12 protein-coding genes are annotated in these 14,635 nt (G+C 61.7%); 7 read left to right on the top strand and 5 right to left on the bottom strand.

Features of this window, described 5'->3' with window-relative positions; genetic code table 11:
• Window positions 1–60: 60 nt before the first annotated feature.
• The 4 genes from H7C19_RS13545 (at window position 61) to H7C19_RS13530 (ending at window position 4,442) form a co-directional block, all read left to right on the top strand.
• Window positions 61–1,386: a glycosyltransferase WbuB gene (locus H7C19_RS13545; protein WP_185143186.1), complete on the top strand. Its 1,326-nt coding sequence runs from the start codon at window positions 61–63 to the stop codon at window positions 1,384–1,386.
• Entirely contained in the window at window positions 1,373–2,005 is a 633-nt protein-coding gene (locus H7C19_RS13540; protein ID WP_246469481.1) for a putative colanic acid biosynthesis acetyltransferase, read from the top strand. Before H7C19_RS13545 ends, H7C19_RS13540 begins: the two co-directional genes overlap by 14 nt.
• On the top strand, window positions 2,002–3,426 hold the full coding sequence (locus H7C19_RS13535) for a sugar phosphate nucleotidyltransferase (RefSeq protein WP_185143184.1): 1,425 nt from the start codon (window positions 2,002–2,004) through the stop codon (window positions 3,424–3,426). The genes H7C19_RS13540 and H7C19_RS13535 overlap by 4 nt, the downstream gene beginning before the upstream one ends.
• Window positions 3,427–3,488: 62 nt before the next feature.
• Window positions 3,489–4,442 carry a GNAT family N-acetyltransferase gene (locus H7C19_RS13530; protein ID WP_185143183.1) on the top strand — a complete coding sequence of 318 codons (954 nt, stop codon included), beginning with the start codon at window positions 3,489–3,491 and terminating at the stop codon, window positions 4,440–4,442.
• A 110-nt stretch (window positions 4,443–4,552) separates the two neighbouring features.
• Here H7C19_RS13530 and H7C19_RS35700 read toward each other — a convergent pair whose 3' ends face one another.
• The 5 genes from H7C19_RS35700 to H7C19_RS13505 form a co-directional block, all read right to left on the bottom strand.
• Window positions 4,553–5,557: an acyltransferase family protein gene (locus H7C19_RS35700; RefSeq protein WP_185143182.1), complete on the bottom strand. Its 1,005-nt coding sequence runs from the start codon at window positions 5,555–5,557 to the stop codon at window positions 4,553–4,555.
• A gap of 209 nt (window positions 5,558–5,766) precedes the next feature.
• On the bottom strand, window positions 5,767–6,921 hold the full coding sequence (locus tag H7C19_RS13520; protein ID WP_185143181.1) for an SGNH/GDSL hydrolase family protein: 1,155 nt from the start codon (window positions 6,919–6,921) through the stop codon (window positions 5,767–5,769).
• A gap of 11 nt (window positions 6,922–6,932) precedes the next feature.
• Entirely contained in the window at window positions 6,933–8,291 is a 1,359-nt protein-coding gene (locus tag H7C19_RS13515; protein WP_185143180.1) for a DUF4910 domain-containing protein, read from the bottom strand.
• A 20-nt stretch (window positions 8,292–8,311) separates the two neighbouring features.
• The gene (locus H7C19_RS13510; protein ID WP_185143179.1) at window positions 8,312–9,895 is read right to left on the bottom strand and encodes a hypothetical protein; all 1,584 of its coding nucleotides are present in this window, start codon (window positions 9,893–9,895) and stop codon (window positions 8,312–8,314) included.
• Window positions 9,892–11,199 (bottom strand): DUF4910 domain-containing protein, encoded by a 1,308-nt coding sequence (locus H7C19_RS13505; RefSeq protein ID WP_185143178.1) that lies wholly within the window; start codon window positions 11,197–11,199, stop codon window positions 9,892–9,894. Before H7C19_RS13505 ends, H7C19_RS13510 begins: the two co-directional genes overlap by 4 nt.
• Before the next feature lie 220 nt (window positions 11,200–11,419).
• On the opposite strand from H7C19_RS13505, the gene H7C19_RS13500 reads away from it, so the two are divergent.
• The 3 genes from H7C19_RS13500 to H7C19_RS13490 are packed head-to-tail and all read left to right on the top strand — an operon-like array spanning window position 11,420 to window position 14,576.
• The gene (locus tag H7C19_RS13500; protein WP_185143177.1) at window positions 11,420–12,208 is read left to right on the top strand and encodes a cytidylyltransferase domain-containing protein; all 789 of its coding nucleotides are present in this window, start codon (window positions 11,420–11,422) and stop codon (window positions 12,206–12,208) included.
• Entirely contained in the window at window positions 12,205–13,125 is a 921-nt protein-coding gene (locus tag H7C19_RS13495) for an aldo/keto reductase (RefSeq protein WP_185143176.1), read from the top strand. Before H7C19_RS13500 ends, H7C19_RS13495 begins: the two co-directional genes overlap by 4 nt.
• A 20-nt stretch (window positions 13,126–13,145) precedes the next feature.
• Window positions 13,146–14,576 (top strand): aminotransferase class III-fold pyridoxal phosphate-dependent enzyme, encoded by a 1,431-nt coding sequence (locus H7C19_RS13490; protein ID WP_185143175.1) that lies wholly within the window; start codon window positions 13,146–13,148, stop codon window positions 14,574–14,576.
• Window positions 14,577–14,635 lie beyond the last annotated feature (59 nt).

Genomic DNA, 14,635 nt, shown 5'->3' with positions numbered 1-14,635 from the left:
AATTCCAGCAAGCGAGTGCTGCGGCAGGGAGAAGACGCGGAAGCGGAGTGGTGGTGTCGCATGAAGCGTGGACCGGTCAAAGTGTTGTTGTACAGCATTAACTTCGCCCCGGAACTGACGGGCATCGGGAAATACAACGGGGAGATGGTTCGCTGGCTGACGCGGCACGGGTACCAAGTGCGCGTCGTGACGGCGCCGCCCTATTACCCGCAATGGAAGATCCAAGCGGGATACGCGGGCGCCAAGTACGCTCGCGAGGCTTGGGAAGGCGCCGACGTCTGGCGGTGCCCGGTCTGGATACCCGGGCGCCTCTCCGGCGCCAAGCGGCTGCTGCACCTGATGTCGTTCGCTTTGTCCAGCGTGCCGGTGCTCCTCCGCCAGATGGCTTGGCGGCCGGACGTCATCTTCGCGGTGGAGCCGCCGCTCGTCGCGGCGCCGCTCGCGGGCTTGCTCGGCAAGCTGTTCCGGGTCCGGACGTGGCTGCACGTGCAGGACTTTGAAGTCGACGCCGCGTTCGAGCTCGGCCTTCTGCCCGACCGCAAGGGTCTACGCAGAACGGTCGAGGGCCTGGAGCGCTGGCTGCTGCGGCGGTTCGACGCCGTCTCCAGCATCAGCGGCCCCATGCTGCGCCGTCTGGCGGCCAAAGGCGTCCCGGAGCAGCGCATTCGGTCCTTCCCGAACTGGGTCGATATCGGCGCGATTCATCCGCTGCCGGAGAACGCGCCGAACGCGTATCGCGAGCGGCTCGGCTATTCGGCGGAGCAGACGGTCGCGCTGTATTCGGGCAACATGGGCGAGAAGCAAGGGCTAGAGGTGGTGCTTCAAGCGGCCGAGCGGCTGCAGGACGACCCGCGCATCCGGTTCGTGCTGTGCGGGGACGGCGTCGCCAAGGCGAAGCTCGAGCGGCTGGCGCGGGAGAAGGGCCTCGCGAACGTCGCCTTCCTCCCGCTGCAGCCGATGGAGCAGCTGAACGAGCTACTGGGCATGGCGGACGTCCATCTGCTCGTGCAGAAGCGGGGCGCCTCGGATCTGGTCATGCCGTCCAAGCTGACCGGGATGCTGGCGAGCGGGCGCGCGGTGCTCGCCACGGCCGAGGAAGGGACGGCGGTGCATGCCGTCATGGCGCAAGCGGGCGCGGGAATCGTCGTCCCGCCGGAGGATGCGGCGGCGCTCGCGGCAGGACTGGAACAGCTGGCGGCGGACGCGGAGAGCCGCGCCGGCTGCGGCGTCGCTGCGCGGCGATACGCGGTCGAACAGCTCGGATACGAGTCGGTCATGCAAGCCTTTCACCAATCTCTAACAGCGCTGGGAGCAGGGAGACGCAATGAACAAGAACGTACCGAACAGGAACGCAACGACAAACCGCATACGGTTGGATCAATATAGCCAGACCGGCTACTCGCGCGGCCGCGGCGGGGCGGTCGTCCTGCTCTGGTGGCTCGTGCAGGCGACGCTGTTCCGCTGGTCGCCCCAGCCGCTGTACGACTACCGCAACCGGCTGCTCCGCTTGTTCGGCGCCCGGATCGGGTCCGGCGTCAAGATTCGCCCGACGGCCCGAATCACCTACCCCTGGAAGGTCGCCATCGGCGATCATTCCTGGATCGGCGATCACGCGGAGCTCTACAGCCTGGATCGGATCCGGATCGGCAATCACTGCGTCGTCTCGCAGAACAGCTATCTGTGCACGGGCAGCCACGACCCGACCGATGTCGCGTTCCGGCTGATCGTTAAGCCCATCCGCATCGAAGACGGGGCGTGGATCGCGAGCGATGTCTTCGTCTATCCGGGCGTAACCGTAAGGGAGATGGGGGTCGTCGCGGCCAGAAGCACGGTGCTGCAGGATATCCCGGCCTCGGAGATTCATGCGGGGACGCCGGCCCGGTTCGTGAAGCAGCGGTTCCCGCTGGAGGAAGAGGACGCGGGCAAGACGGGAACGGCGGAAGCCGCGTCCTTCGTATCGCTGGAAGAAGCCAAAGAGAAAGCAAGGAGGGCGGTGCCGGGATGAAGATCGTGCTGATGTCCGGCGGATCGGGCAAGCGGCTCTGGCCGCTGTCCAACGATATGCGTTCGAAGCAATTCCTGAAGGTGCTGAAAAATGACGAAGGCCAAATGGAATCGATGGTGCAGCGGGTATGGCGGCAGCTCGAAGCCGCGGGGCTCGCGGGAGATACGCTCGTGGCGGTCGGCGCCAAGCAGGCGGAGCTCGTCGGCAACCAGCTGCCGGACAGCCTGTTCGCCGTCGTCGAGCCGGAGCGCAGGGACACGTTCCCCGCGATCGCGCTGACGGCCGCTTACCTGTACTCCATCGTGGGGACGGATCTGAACGAGGTCGTCGCGGTGCTGCCGGTCGATCCTTACGTGGAGCAGGACTTCTTCGCGAAGGTGAAGGAGCTCGAAGCGGTCGTCCGGGACACCGAGGCGGAGCTGGCGCTGATCGGCGTGAAGCCGACCTATCCTTCCTCGAAATACGGCTATATCATCCCCGCGCGGGACGCGTCGCCGGCGGCGGTCCGGCCGTTTCAGGCGGACGCTCCGTCCGGCGGCGGCTACCGCGAAGTCGCGAGATTCGTAGAGAAGCCTACGGAGGAGGCGGCGGAGACGCTGATCGCGCAGGGCGCGCTGTGGAATTGCGGCGTGTTCGCGTTCCGGCTGCATACGGTCATTCAATTGCTGATCGACAAGGGGTACCCGATCCAATTCGAAGAGATGCTGAAGCAATATCATCGGCTGCCGATCAACAGCTTCGACTATGAAGTGGTCGAGAAGCTGCGCGACATCGTCGTCACGCCGTACGACGGCTATTGGAAGGACCTCGGCACCTGGAACACGCTGACGGAGGAGATGAACGTGAACGTGATCGGCCGCGGCCTGGTCGACGACCAATCGGTCAACACGCACGTCGTCAACGAGCTCGACATGCTGGTCACCGTTATCGGCTTGTCCGACGTCGTCGTGGCCGCGAGCCCCGACGGCATCCTCGTGGCGGACAAAGCCAAGAGCCCGAAGCTCAAGGAGATGCTGAAGCATATCGAGCAGCGTCCGATGTTCGAGGAGCGCCGCTGGGGCGACTGCCGGGTGCTGGACTACAAGCAGCTGGAGGGCGGCCAGGAGGTCGCGACCCGCGCCGTGCGGGTAAGTGCCGGACAGAGCCTCAGCTATCACCTGCACTTGAACCGGGACGAGTATTGGACCATCGTCTCCGGCACGGGCCGCTTCGTGAAGGATCAGCAGTTCAAGCAGATTCGCGCGGGCGACGTGCTGCACATTCCCGCCGGCACGCCGCACAGCATGCTGGCCGAGACCGACCTCGAGTGGATCGAGGTGCAGATGGGCAGCGGGCTCGCGTCGGACGATATCATCCGTTTGTATTACCAGTGGGACGAAGTGGAGCGGCACTGCGAAGTCCGGGGATCGTCCGCAGGCTGAACCGGATCGGGTTCGGGGCGCGCGGTTGCCGATATCCTAATGGAGCTAAGGGGTAGACGAGGATGGACAACAAAGCGAAATACAGGGCATTGTGCCGCGCGAACCCGGACATTCCGGTGATCAACCAGGACTGGTGGCTGGACGCGACGGTCGGGGAGCACCAATGGGACGTGCTGCTCGTGGAGCGGGGCGGCGAGGTCGTGGCCAGCCTGCCCTACTTCAAGACGCGCAAGCTGATCTTCGACGTCATCGACATGCCCTATCTCACCTTGATGATGGGCATCTGGATCAAGTATCCGAGGAATCAGAAGTACGCAACGCGTCTGTCTTACGAGAAAGAGATCTATCTCGAGATCATCGAGCGGCTGCCGAACGTCGACTACTACTATCAGCACTTCCACTGGAACATCACCAACTGGACGACGTTCTATTGGAGAGGCTTCCGCCAGACGACCCGGTACACCTACCTCTTCGAGGACATCTCGGATCACGACAAGCTGTTCGCGGGCTTCAAGGAGAAGACCCGCAACGAGATCCGCAAGGCGGAGAAGATCGTCAAGGTCGTCGAGAGCGACGACATCGAAGCGTTCCACCGGCTGAACAAGATGACGTTCGACCGGCAGCAGGTGCCGATGCCGCACTCCCTGGACTTCATCAAGAAGGTGGACGAGGCGTGCAAAGCCCGCGATTGCCGGAAGCTGATGTTCGCGCTGGACGAGGACGGGCAGATTCATGCCGCGGTCTATATCGTGTGGGATTCGGAATGCGCTTACTATCTGCTGGGCGGCGGGGATCCGGAGCTGCGCAACAGCGGCGCCGCTTCGCTCCTGCTGTGGGAGGCGATCAAGCGGCTGTCCGCCGTCACCAAGAAGTTCGACTTCCACGGCGGGATGCACGAGCCGGTGGAGAGCTTCTTCCGGGCGTTCGGCGCGGTGCAGAAGCCTTACTTCCAGATCTCCAAGATCAACGGCAAGCTGTTCAAGTTCGCCTACTATCTTAAGCAAGCGGTGAGGTAGGGGAAGGGCAGGGAGGGCGCTTTAGGGGCGGGAAGCCCTTGCAGGCGCCTTTTTTGGCGTGGAGGGTCCTTGCTGAGATGCCGAGCGAGTATAAAGTCTAGCCTGGATTCTTAACAACCAACGATCTTTCTACTGTGTACGGAAAATATTTTTTTGATAATGAAGATTGCTAATACACTTAACGAAATCAATAATAAGGTAAACAGCGTGCATGTTAATAAAAGAGTAATTTGATTTAGATCGTTCAGTATAATGAACTTATCTACAATCTTCCCAAGCGCCATTTGAAAATAATAATGAACGAAGTACAAACCAAAACTAACATTTGCCATATATTTAAATTTTGTGTTTATAGCGTAATCATATTTTGAAAAATAGCCAAGTATTACAAAGCATAAGACAATCTTATTCCACATTGTTAGAAATCTTCCATCTCCTAAATCCATGAATAAAAACAAAGTGGATAGTATGATTAAGATAACGTTCAACAACGTGAGAAGTATCACTTTGGATTGAATTAATGGAATTAGCTTTTTTTTATGATGGCTTACAAACATACCCAAAACGTAAATTGAGAACAAGTTCACGAAACTTTGAAGTACGTTCGTAAAATTTTTCGGCACTATAGTTGAAATGATGATAAATATAGGTAGCATGTAGTAAAAATATTTCCACTTGTCCAGTTTGATTAATAATGGAGATATTAGATAAAAAAGCGAAATAACGGGTAAAAACCAAAACGGCACAAGATGATAACCGGTAATATAGAGATACAGTACTTGGATCATTTTTGGAAAACGATAAATAAAGTGTTCTTTAAATGTCGGAGACCAAATCATTTGATATATTATCGCTGGAATCGAAATAATTATATAAGGCAATATGACATTGTTGATTTTTGATAACATGTACTTTTTATACTGGTATTTCGCTGATAGATGCTGAAACAGAAAGCCGGATATAAATAGGAACAGTACAGTGCCATTTTCGAATAAGGAAGTCATAAAGGATGAAGTTAAAGGATCTAAATATGGATAAAAAATAATGAACCCGTGGCCGACGAGGATAAACAAAATGGCTAAACCTCGAAAGTTATTGATGTAATTTAGAAACATGTAATTTCACGCCCCGTTTTATTCTGATACTAAATGCATCACGACAGAGATACCCCCCCCTTTCCTATGCTGTCATTAGATCATATGACTGGATTCGACGATTACCATGAAAAGGGCCGTTGCTATTCTCTCCTGAGCGCCTGTGCTGCCGGGCGGCGGTTCGCATCAGATCGACAGCCGTTCCAGCTGGCCCCAATCCGCCAGCGGCATCACGGCTCGCGGGAGGCGGGAACGATAATTCCTCGAATCGCGGCATACGATTCCTCGACCGGCTGATCCGCGGAAATGACGAAGCGAACGGTATGCCGCCCAGGCGATAGATCGCCTGCCAGAAGACGCGGCCAAGTCGTAGGGAACGGGTTGTACGTATTCATGGTTCCCTTCGGCTTGCCGTCGATGAAGACGTCGAGGACGGCCCCGCGGTCCTGGGCCGCGATCGAGACGCCGAATGCCGTGCCTTCGAACGTCGCCTCCACATAACTCCCCGGAGTTCGCCCCGTCATCGCGCCGGCGGTCGGAGTAAAGCCCTCGGCTTCGCTCCAGTCTGCGTTGAGACGGGCGGTGCGGTACGATGCCGACTCTGGGTACAGCCGATCGTCCCTGAAGACGGAGATCGGGCGATCTTCCCGCTCCGCTGCGACGATCGCGCCGTAGATCTGCTCCGCATACAGCTCGTAGCCTTTGCCGTTCGGATGCACGCCGTCCTTGGTCAGACGGGTGACCGGGAGACCGGACGCGGCGAAAGAGGCCCGCATGTCGACGCGGATCAAGCCGTAATGGTCGGAGATCGCTTGAATGACGTTCGGGATCTCCTCGTCCTTCATGCCGTTCTGAATGAACGGGACGATCTCCGCGGCAGGGTAATCCGCCTTCAATCGCCGAACCAGGCTCTCGTAGATCGCGGCGAACGTGCCCGTGCTCATCGCGCGCTGGTCGTTCTGGCCGAAGCTGAGGAAGACGAGGTCGATCGGAGGCGGCTTGGGCGGCGTATTGTAGGTCAGGTAGTCCATCCAGCCGCCGAACACCGTGCCGCCCGCAGTTGTAATCTTGTAGACGAAGGGGGTAATGCCATAGCCTTCGATCAGCTTGGCGTTCAACTGGGCCATCCACGTCCGCGTCGATTGAGACGCGCCTTCGCTCTGGCCGATCTCGTCTCCGATGATCAGGTAACGGACGACCTGCGCTTGCTCGAGCTTCTGATATAGCGTAAGCGGCTTCTGCTCGGAGACGACGGCCGGGACGAACGCCTCGGCGGCTTGGGACTCGCTCCGGATGCGTTCGTATTCCTTCGCGAAGGCGGCCGCGCCTCCACCGGCCGCCACGGCGACGCCGAGTGCCAGGAGGATGATCTTCCTTTTTTCCATGCCCGATCCCTCTATCCTCTCGCCTGCATCTCTAATACATAGGCGGCCTCCGCCTCCGCCTCCGAGCCGCTTCCGGCGATCCTGCGCAGCAAGCTGTGCGCCTTCAGCATCTCCGCCGCTTCCCGCAGCTCCCGGCAAGTGACGTTCATCCCGCCGATGGCGTTCATCTTGTCCGCGACGCCGATCAGATCCCGCTCTCCGTCGCTGAAGGCGAGGAGCCAGGTGATGGCGGACACCTTGCGCTGCTCCGCCTTGCTCCGCGTGCCTCCGGTGTACGGGTACAATCCGCGCTTGTCCAGCTTCGGCTCTCCGTGGAGATGCGTGCACGCGTAGATCTCGTTGGCTTCGAGCGTCTCGATGACGTCCGCGTACATGGCGACCGAATCTTGCAGGGAGCGCTCCGACAGCAAGGATCGGTCGTCCAGGGACGTATGGTATTCGGGATATTCGCCGTACATCGTCCGCATTAAGCTCCCGACGGGGAGGCGAAACGCTTCGCTGCAGTACTGCCGCTCGTCGCTGCCGAACGGGTTCCATTCCACGGTCTTGAACGGCTTGCCCGAACGCTCGAGGGCGTGAAGCGCCGCCTTGTCCGCCAGCGTGTCGCCGCGTTTGCTGCGCTTGTAGGTAAACCCGCCGTCGTGGCCCGCGCACGTCACGACGTAGCCGGCCGCCACCCGTCGCTTCAGGTCGTCGCCGTGACGGCTCAGGTACAAGAGGGACCCGATCGTCTCCGGGACGTAGAGGAATCGGTAGCTGTACTTGAGATCGCCCTGCCGCTCCAGCAGATACCGGTAGACGAACGTCTGGACGAGCGGGCCGGACAGTTCGTTGATCGCCATCGACGGGTGGCATACATAGGTCGAGAGCAGAATCTCCTCATCGGTGCGGCCCTGGATGAACCCTTCTCCGATCGTCATGCGGCCGTCCGCCAAATCGGCGTCGATGACGACTTCGTACCAGTCGTCCGTGAATTCCGGCAGCCGACGGTGTTCGACGCAGAACCCCCAATCCTCCCGGTAATAGGAGATGACGTAGGGGATCGCGTCCGGCAGGTCCTCGCGCGTGTGCAGATGCGCCATCAGCTGCTCCCGCGAGACGAAGCCGCGGAACGGGGCGCTGTAGCCCATCAGGTGCAGGTTGTTCCGGCTAAAGTCGATCAGAACGCGTCCGCTGCCGTCTTTGACGTACGCGGCTCTCACGTTCCATTCCTTCGGCACGGTCCAGTCGAAGCAGACGGTGCCGGTCGGGTATTCGGTCTGGGCGATCGGGGCGTACTCGTTCAGGATGCGCAGCGTCTCCCGCACCCCGTCGCCCGTGATACTCCGGTTAATCGGGTACAACCGGTCAAACAGTTCCATCATCTGCATGGTCGGTCTCCTCCATTGCCCTAGAAGTCGTGATCTCCGCCAACGATGCCGGAGCGGCTCTCGCACAGGTAATAAGATTTTACGTACGGGTTCGCCGAGGTGGCGACGTACCAACCCGTCCCTTCGCCGAGGAAGGCGCGAAGCTCGGGATCTTCGCTCAGGCGCAGCTCGCGGATGCCATTGGGGGCCAATCGGACGGGGCGGGCGAGCACCTCCGCGTCTTGTTCGCGGTAGAAGGCGAGCGTCAAGTCCGCGAACCGGTCGTAGCCTTGCTTCGGGCAGCTGTTGACGAGCCAGACGACGGCGTCCGCTTGATCGGTCAGGACCGGTCCCCAATGGAAGCTGCCCGTCTTGGCTTCGAGCGCGGGATTGCAGACCTCCATCGTCTTGCAGATGTTGCAAGGCAACGCGTCTTCGCCTTCGCCGTAATCGAGTCCGATCTTCAGGCGGGTCGGCAGCCGCTGGCCGGCGGCGGGACGGGCGATGAGGTTGGCGCCGATAGGCTGCGCCGTATCGATGCCGAGCGATTCGCACAGCGGGCGGAGCCCGATCGTATGGAATCCGGCGTCGTCGGGCCGGATCGTGTGCAGGCCCTTCCGGGCGCCGAGCAGCGCCCCTTCCGCATCGTACAGCTCGACGTCCACTTCGAGCTCCGACGGCGAATAGATCGGATAGAAGTGGATGTTCGTGTAGCGGTAGTCCGATGCGGTGACCGGCACGTACAAGCTGGCGGGATGATAGCCCTCGGGCGACAGCGGCCAGTAGTCCGCGTCCGTCGCGCTGCCGGAGCAGTCGTAGTAGGTGTGCGTGACGCTGAGCGCTTGGCGGGAGCGCTGCGCGTTCCCCGCGACGATCCGGGGGAAAACCCAGTCGACGTCGAAAGCGATCTTCGCGGTACCCGGCCGGCCGCGGAGGAAGGCGCGCAAGTCGACGTGGCGGTCCGGGTAGACGACCGTCGTCTCGTAGGGCGCGAGCAGGGGGATGTCCAGCGCGGAGGCGAGCGATTCGCCGAACGCGTTAAAGAACGTCATGGCGACGCGGCCGCCGACGACGGGCTCGAATCCGTTGACGAAGGCGAAGAACGGCTCCCGGTCTTCGTCCGCATAGACGTTGAAGCCCGCTTCGGGCACGGAGGTCTCCCGGTTGGCGCTGCGGTCTTCCGCGTCGTTGAACACGCGCTGGGCGGTATGTACGACCGTGCCGAATTCGGGACCGTAATAGTTGACGATCACCGCGGGATAGGGATAGACGAGATCCCGGGAAGCGAAGAATTCGATCTCCAGGCTGCCGGTGAAGGTCTCCTCCGCCCAGCCGGCATCCGCCAGCAGGTCGTCCAATTCCGCGCGGTAGGCTTTGGAATCGGCGATCCGTTCGGCGCGCCGGAGCAGCATGTCACCCGCCGACGAGCGGAGCGTGAGGACCGAATGGATCTCCGGAATCTTGCGCTTCACCATCCAGTACCCGAGAAAGCCGATCCGCGTCGTCAGTCCCGGCTGCCGGAACGCCGGGAAGATGGCCGAGGAGCGGAAGACGGGCTTGCGGGCGACGGGGAGGGGCAAAGTCGCGTTCGCGGTATGCCCAAGGTGGCTATGGTAGCTTCTCATTGGACCGCCTCCAATTGCGGAATCCGGCCGGCCTCGCGGGCCAGTCCATGCCGGATCAGTTCATCGACGAACGCGCGGACGAAGGAGAATCGGACGCCTGCCAGCTCGGCGATCTCCAGACAGCTGCGCCGTCCGTTCATCAGAATCTGGATCTCTTGGAGCGCTTCATAGCCTTTGCGGTCGATCAAGGGATCGATGTAGAGATCGTACTTGCTCAGGTACAGCGGCCCGTCGAACAGGCGGACGGGGACGCAGTCGGTCTCGAAAGTGCCAACGATATCCTTGAGCATCGCGAGCGATTCCTCCAGCTTGCCGAAGTCGCAGCGGTCCAGGTCGTCCCAATCCGTATGGTAGTAGGCGAAAGGATGGCGGCTGAGGCAGACGGTGGGAATCTCGAAGCCGGGGCCGTCGTAGAACATCTCGTCGTTGCCGTAGAGGCTTCGGTAGGGCGCGTCATGGCGTCCCGCCTCGTAGCCTTGCAGCACGCTCCGGGCGATGCGGTCCGCGTAGCTGTCGCCCCGGAAGGAACGCGAATAGCTGACGGGGAGCGGGTTGGCCATCATGTCGAGGTAGTAGCCATAGCGCAGCCGGTCGACGTTCTCGCCGTATTGCAGCAGCACGGCCGCGGCGTAGTATTCGGGACCGAGAATCAGCCGGTACGTATACTCCCGTTCGGGGAGAGAGGCCAGGTGGCGGAACAGCTCGACGAGGACGGCGATACAGGCGATGCCGTCGTTCACTTGGGCGGGATGGCAGGTGTGGGCCCCGAAGAAGACGGTCTCGGGCGACCGGCCGGGCAAGGTCCAATCGATCATGTCCAGCGTCCCGTCCTCGAAGGCCGTGTCGATCCGCACGAAGTACGTCTCGTCGGTCATCGTCCGCACCGTGCTGGCCGGAAGGCTGAACGCCCATTGCGTCTGCTTGAGATGGTACTGCCAACGGTTCAGATAGATCAGCCGGTCCTCGTGCACGGGATGAACGTGGACGTGCTTCAGCAGCTCGTCGCGGGTCAGCGTCCCGGTGAAGGGGACGGAATAGGAGTTCAAGTAGAGCGGATTCCAATCGAAGTCGGCGATGCGTTCCCCGTTTTCGCGCGCGATATAGGCCTCGCGGACGACCCATTTGCGGGGCACCGTCCACGTCAGGCAGGGCGAGCCGCTCGGGACGGACAGAACCGGAAGGCCTAGTTCGTTGGCCAGCTCCCGGACGAACAAGCTCGTATCGTCGGATACGGTCACCCGGTTCAGCCGGTAATAGCGTTCGATGAGCAGCCGCATGCGTTCCCGTGCTACAGATTCTTTCAAGGCGAAACCTCCCTTTTGTTCATGAATCAGAGCGGTGGCGCGCGGCCGTTTTTCTTCTGATTCACGCGGCGAAGCCGTTTGGACTAGGTCCTGCGTATCGCTGTCGTTTCTCGCTGGTGATACAAATCGTAATTTTAGTGATACATATTGTAACCTCAATAATTTTAATTTATACTAATCGCTACAGAGAGTCAATCCCGTTTTAGGAGGAATCGGATCCATGCAGATCGTTGCGGTCATCCAGGCCCGGACGGGGTCGAGCCGGCTCCCGGGCAAAGTCATGCGCACGCTGGACGGGATTCCGGTGGTCCGCCTCATGGTCATGCGTCTGTCGAGGAGCAGGCGTCTTAGCCAAATCGTAGTCGCCACCGGGGATACGGCGGCCGACGACGCTTTCGCCGCCTCTCTCGCGAAGGAAGGCATCGAGGTATTCCGCGGCAGCGAGCACGACGTGCTCGAACGTTATTACCAGGCGGCGAGGAAGTTCCGGGCGGACGTCGTGGTGCGCGTCACCGGAGACTGCCCGTTCATCGACCCGGAGATCGTGGACCGGGTGATCGACCGCTACCTCGAGGCGCAGCCCGGCGTGCGATACGCGTCGAATCTGAATCCCCCGACCTATCCGGACGGGCTGGATACGGAAGTGTTCGCGTTCGAAGCGCTGGAGCAGGCTTGGCGCGAAGCGCGCTGGTCCTCCGAGCGGGAGCACGTGACGCCCTTCATCCGCAGCCGGCCGGAACGGTTCCCGCAAGCGAACGTGACGAGCGACGGGGATTATGCCGGCTACCGGTGGACGCTGGACGAGGAACGGGATTATCGCTTCCTCCAGGCGCTGTCGGAAAAGGCGAGGGCGGCCGGGTGGCCGGCGGCGGACGCGACCTTCGCGCAGCTGCTTCATCTAATGGAGCGTCACGAAGACCTGCGCGGGATCAACGGCGGCATCGGGCGGAACGAAGGCGAGGCGAAGTCGCTGCGCGAAGACCGGCGGCTGGGGGAGGCGAACGGATGAGGGCGCCGGGAAAGGTGGAAACGGCGGGAAAGGCTGCGTCGTTCGGCATTGGAACCGCCCAGTTCGGCATGAACTACGGCGTCTCGAACACGCGCGGGCAGACGTCGGAGGGCGAGGCGGAGGAGATTCTCCGGACGGCCGCGGAGAGCGGCGTGCGCGTGCTGGACACCGCCGCCTTGTACGGCGCCAGCGAGGAGGTGCTGGGCCGGCTGCTTCCGGCGCGCCATGCGTTCGCAATCACGACGAAGCTGCCGAACCTGCTGTCTCCGGACGGCGTCTTCGACCGCGACGCCGCGGACCGGCTGCTCGCGTCCTCGCTCCGGCGGCTGCGGCAGCCCCGCGTGTACGGGCTGATGCTTCACCGGCCCGACGAACTGTACGGGCCGGAGGGCGAGGCGATCATGGCCTGGCTGCTGCGCTGCCGGGAGCAGGGGCTCGCCGAGCGGATCGGCGTCTCGGTCTACGCCGAGGACGACCTGCCGGCCTTGCTCGCGCGCTATCCGATCGGGATCGTCCAGGCGCCGGTCAGCCTGCTGGATCAACGGCTGCTGCGAAGCGGCGCGCTGTCGGCCTGCAAGGCCCAGGGGGCGGAGGTGCACGTCCGCTCGGTCTTTCTGCAGGGGCTGCTGCTCATGGAGCCGGCGGACCTGCCGCCTTACTTCGCCGAGTTCGACGAAGCGCTCGGGACTTACCGCGCGTTCCTGGAGCGGCACGCGCTGCGGTCCGTCGAAGCCGCGCTGGACTTCGCGCTCCACCTGGAAGAAGCGGACGCGGTCGTCTGCGGCGTGAACGACCGCGCGCAGCTGTGCGAGCTGCTGGGCTTCGCCGGACGCGCGCCCAGACGGCTGAATTACGAGAGACTGGCCGCGGACGACCCCAGGCTGCTGAACCCCTCTCAGTGGCAGATCCATTCCTAAGGAAGAAAGGTGATCGAATCATGACGGCATCCAACGCATCGAATCTCGCAAAAGCGGCAAGCGCGGCAACCGAAGAAAGCGCAGCGGCAAGCGCCGAAAACGCAAAAAAAGAAGCCAACGCGGCAAATGCGACAGGCGCAGCAATCCCGGCGAGCGCAGCCGAAGAAAGCCGCTACGCCCAATCCGAGCGGCTGCTCGATCAAGCGCTGCGGACGATTCCGCTGGGGAGCCAGACCTTTAGCAAGAGCATGACCCAATATCCCCGCGGCGTCTCTCCCTACTTCATCGCGAGAGGTCAGGGCAGCCGCGTCTGGGACGTCGACGGGAACGAATACGTGGATTACGTGAACAGCCTGGGCGCGGTGCTGCTCGGCTATGGCGATCCGGACGTGAACCGGGCGGTCGCGCAGCAGTTGGAGAACGGCGTCTCCTTCAGCCTGGCGCACCCGCTCGAGGTTCAGGTGTCCGAGAAGCTGGCGGAGATGATCCCCTACGCGGAGATGGTACGCTTCGGCAAGAACGGCTCGGACGCCACCGCGGGCGCCATCCGTCTCGCCCGCGCCTACACGGGACGCGAGCGGGTCGCGGTGTGCGGCTATCACGGCTGGCAGGACTGGTACATCGGCTCGACGGCCCGCCACTTCGGCGTGCCGAACGCCGTGCGCGAGCTGACCCACACCTTCGCCTACAACCGGCTGGACACGCTCGAGCGGCTGTTCCTGGATCATCCGGACGCGTTCGCCGCGGTCATCCTCGAGCCGATGAACGCGGAGGAACCGGAACCGGGCTTCCTCGAGGGGGTGCGGGAGCTGTGCCGCAAGCACGGCGCCGTCTTCGTCCTCGACGAGACGATCACGGGCTTCCGGTTCGCGGAGGGCGGCGCGCAGCAAGCCTTCGGCGTCACGCCGGACCTGGCGACTTTCGGCAAAGGCATGGGCAACGGGCATCCGATCTCCGCGATCGTGGGCCGCAGAGAGATCATGAAGGGAATGGAGGAGATCTTCTACTCCTTCACGTTCGGGGGAGAGACGCTGTCGCTGGCCGCCGCGCTGGCGACGCTGACGAAGCTCCAGCGCGAGCCGGTGATCCCCGCGCTGCATGCGCTCGGCCGGCGCATTCAGGACGGCGTTCGCGGGCTTATCGCGCGATACGGCCTGGAAGAGGCGCTGTCCGTTGGAGGCGCGCCGGTCTGGTCGTCCGTGCAGTTCAAGGATACGTCGCGCTATACTTCCTGGGAACTCAAGACGCTGTATCTGCAGGAGATGCTGGCGCGCGGCGTCCTGACGCTGGGCAACCACAACGTCAGCTACGCGCACTCGCCGGCGGACGCGGATCGCCTGCTGTCGGCCTACGAGGAAGTGTTCGGAATGCTGAAGGAGGCTTGGACGTCGGGCGATCTGAAGGCCCGATTGCGATGCCGGCCGCTGGAGCCCTTGTTCAAGGTGAGATAGGCGAATGATGGCCTCGGGAGACTTGACATGTTACTAATTGTATCGTAAAGTGAGGGGTA

Source organism: Cohnella nanjingensis (assembly GCF_014212125.1).
GTDB classification, from domain to species: Bacteria; Bacillota; Bacilli; order Paenibacillales; family Paenibacillaceae; genus Cohnella; species Cohnella nanjingensis.
The sequence above is the reverse complement of the archived record's forward strand: the minus strand, read 5'-3'. Positions and strand labels throughout refer to the sequence as shown.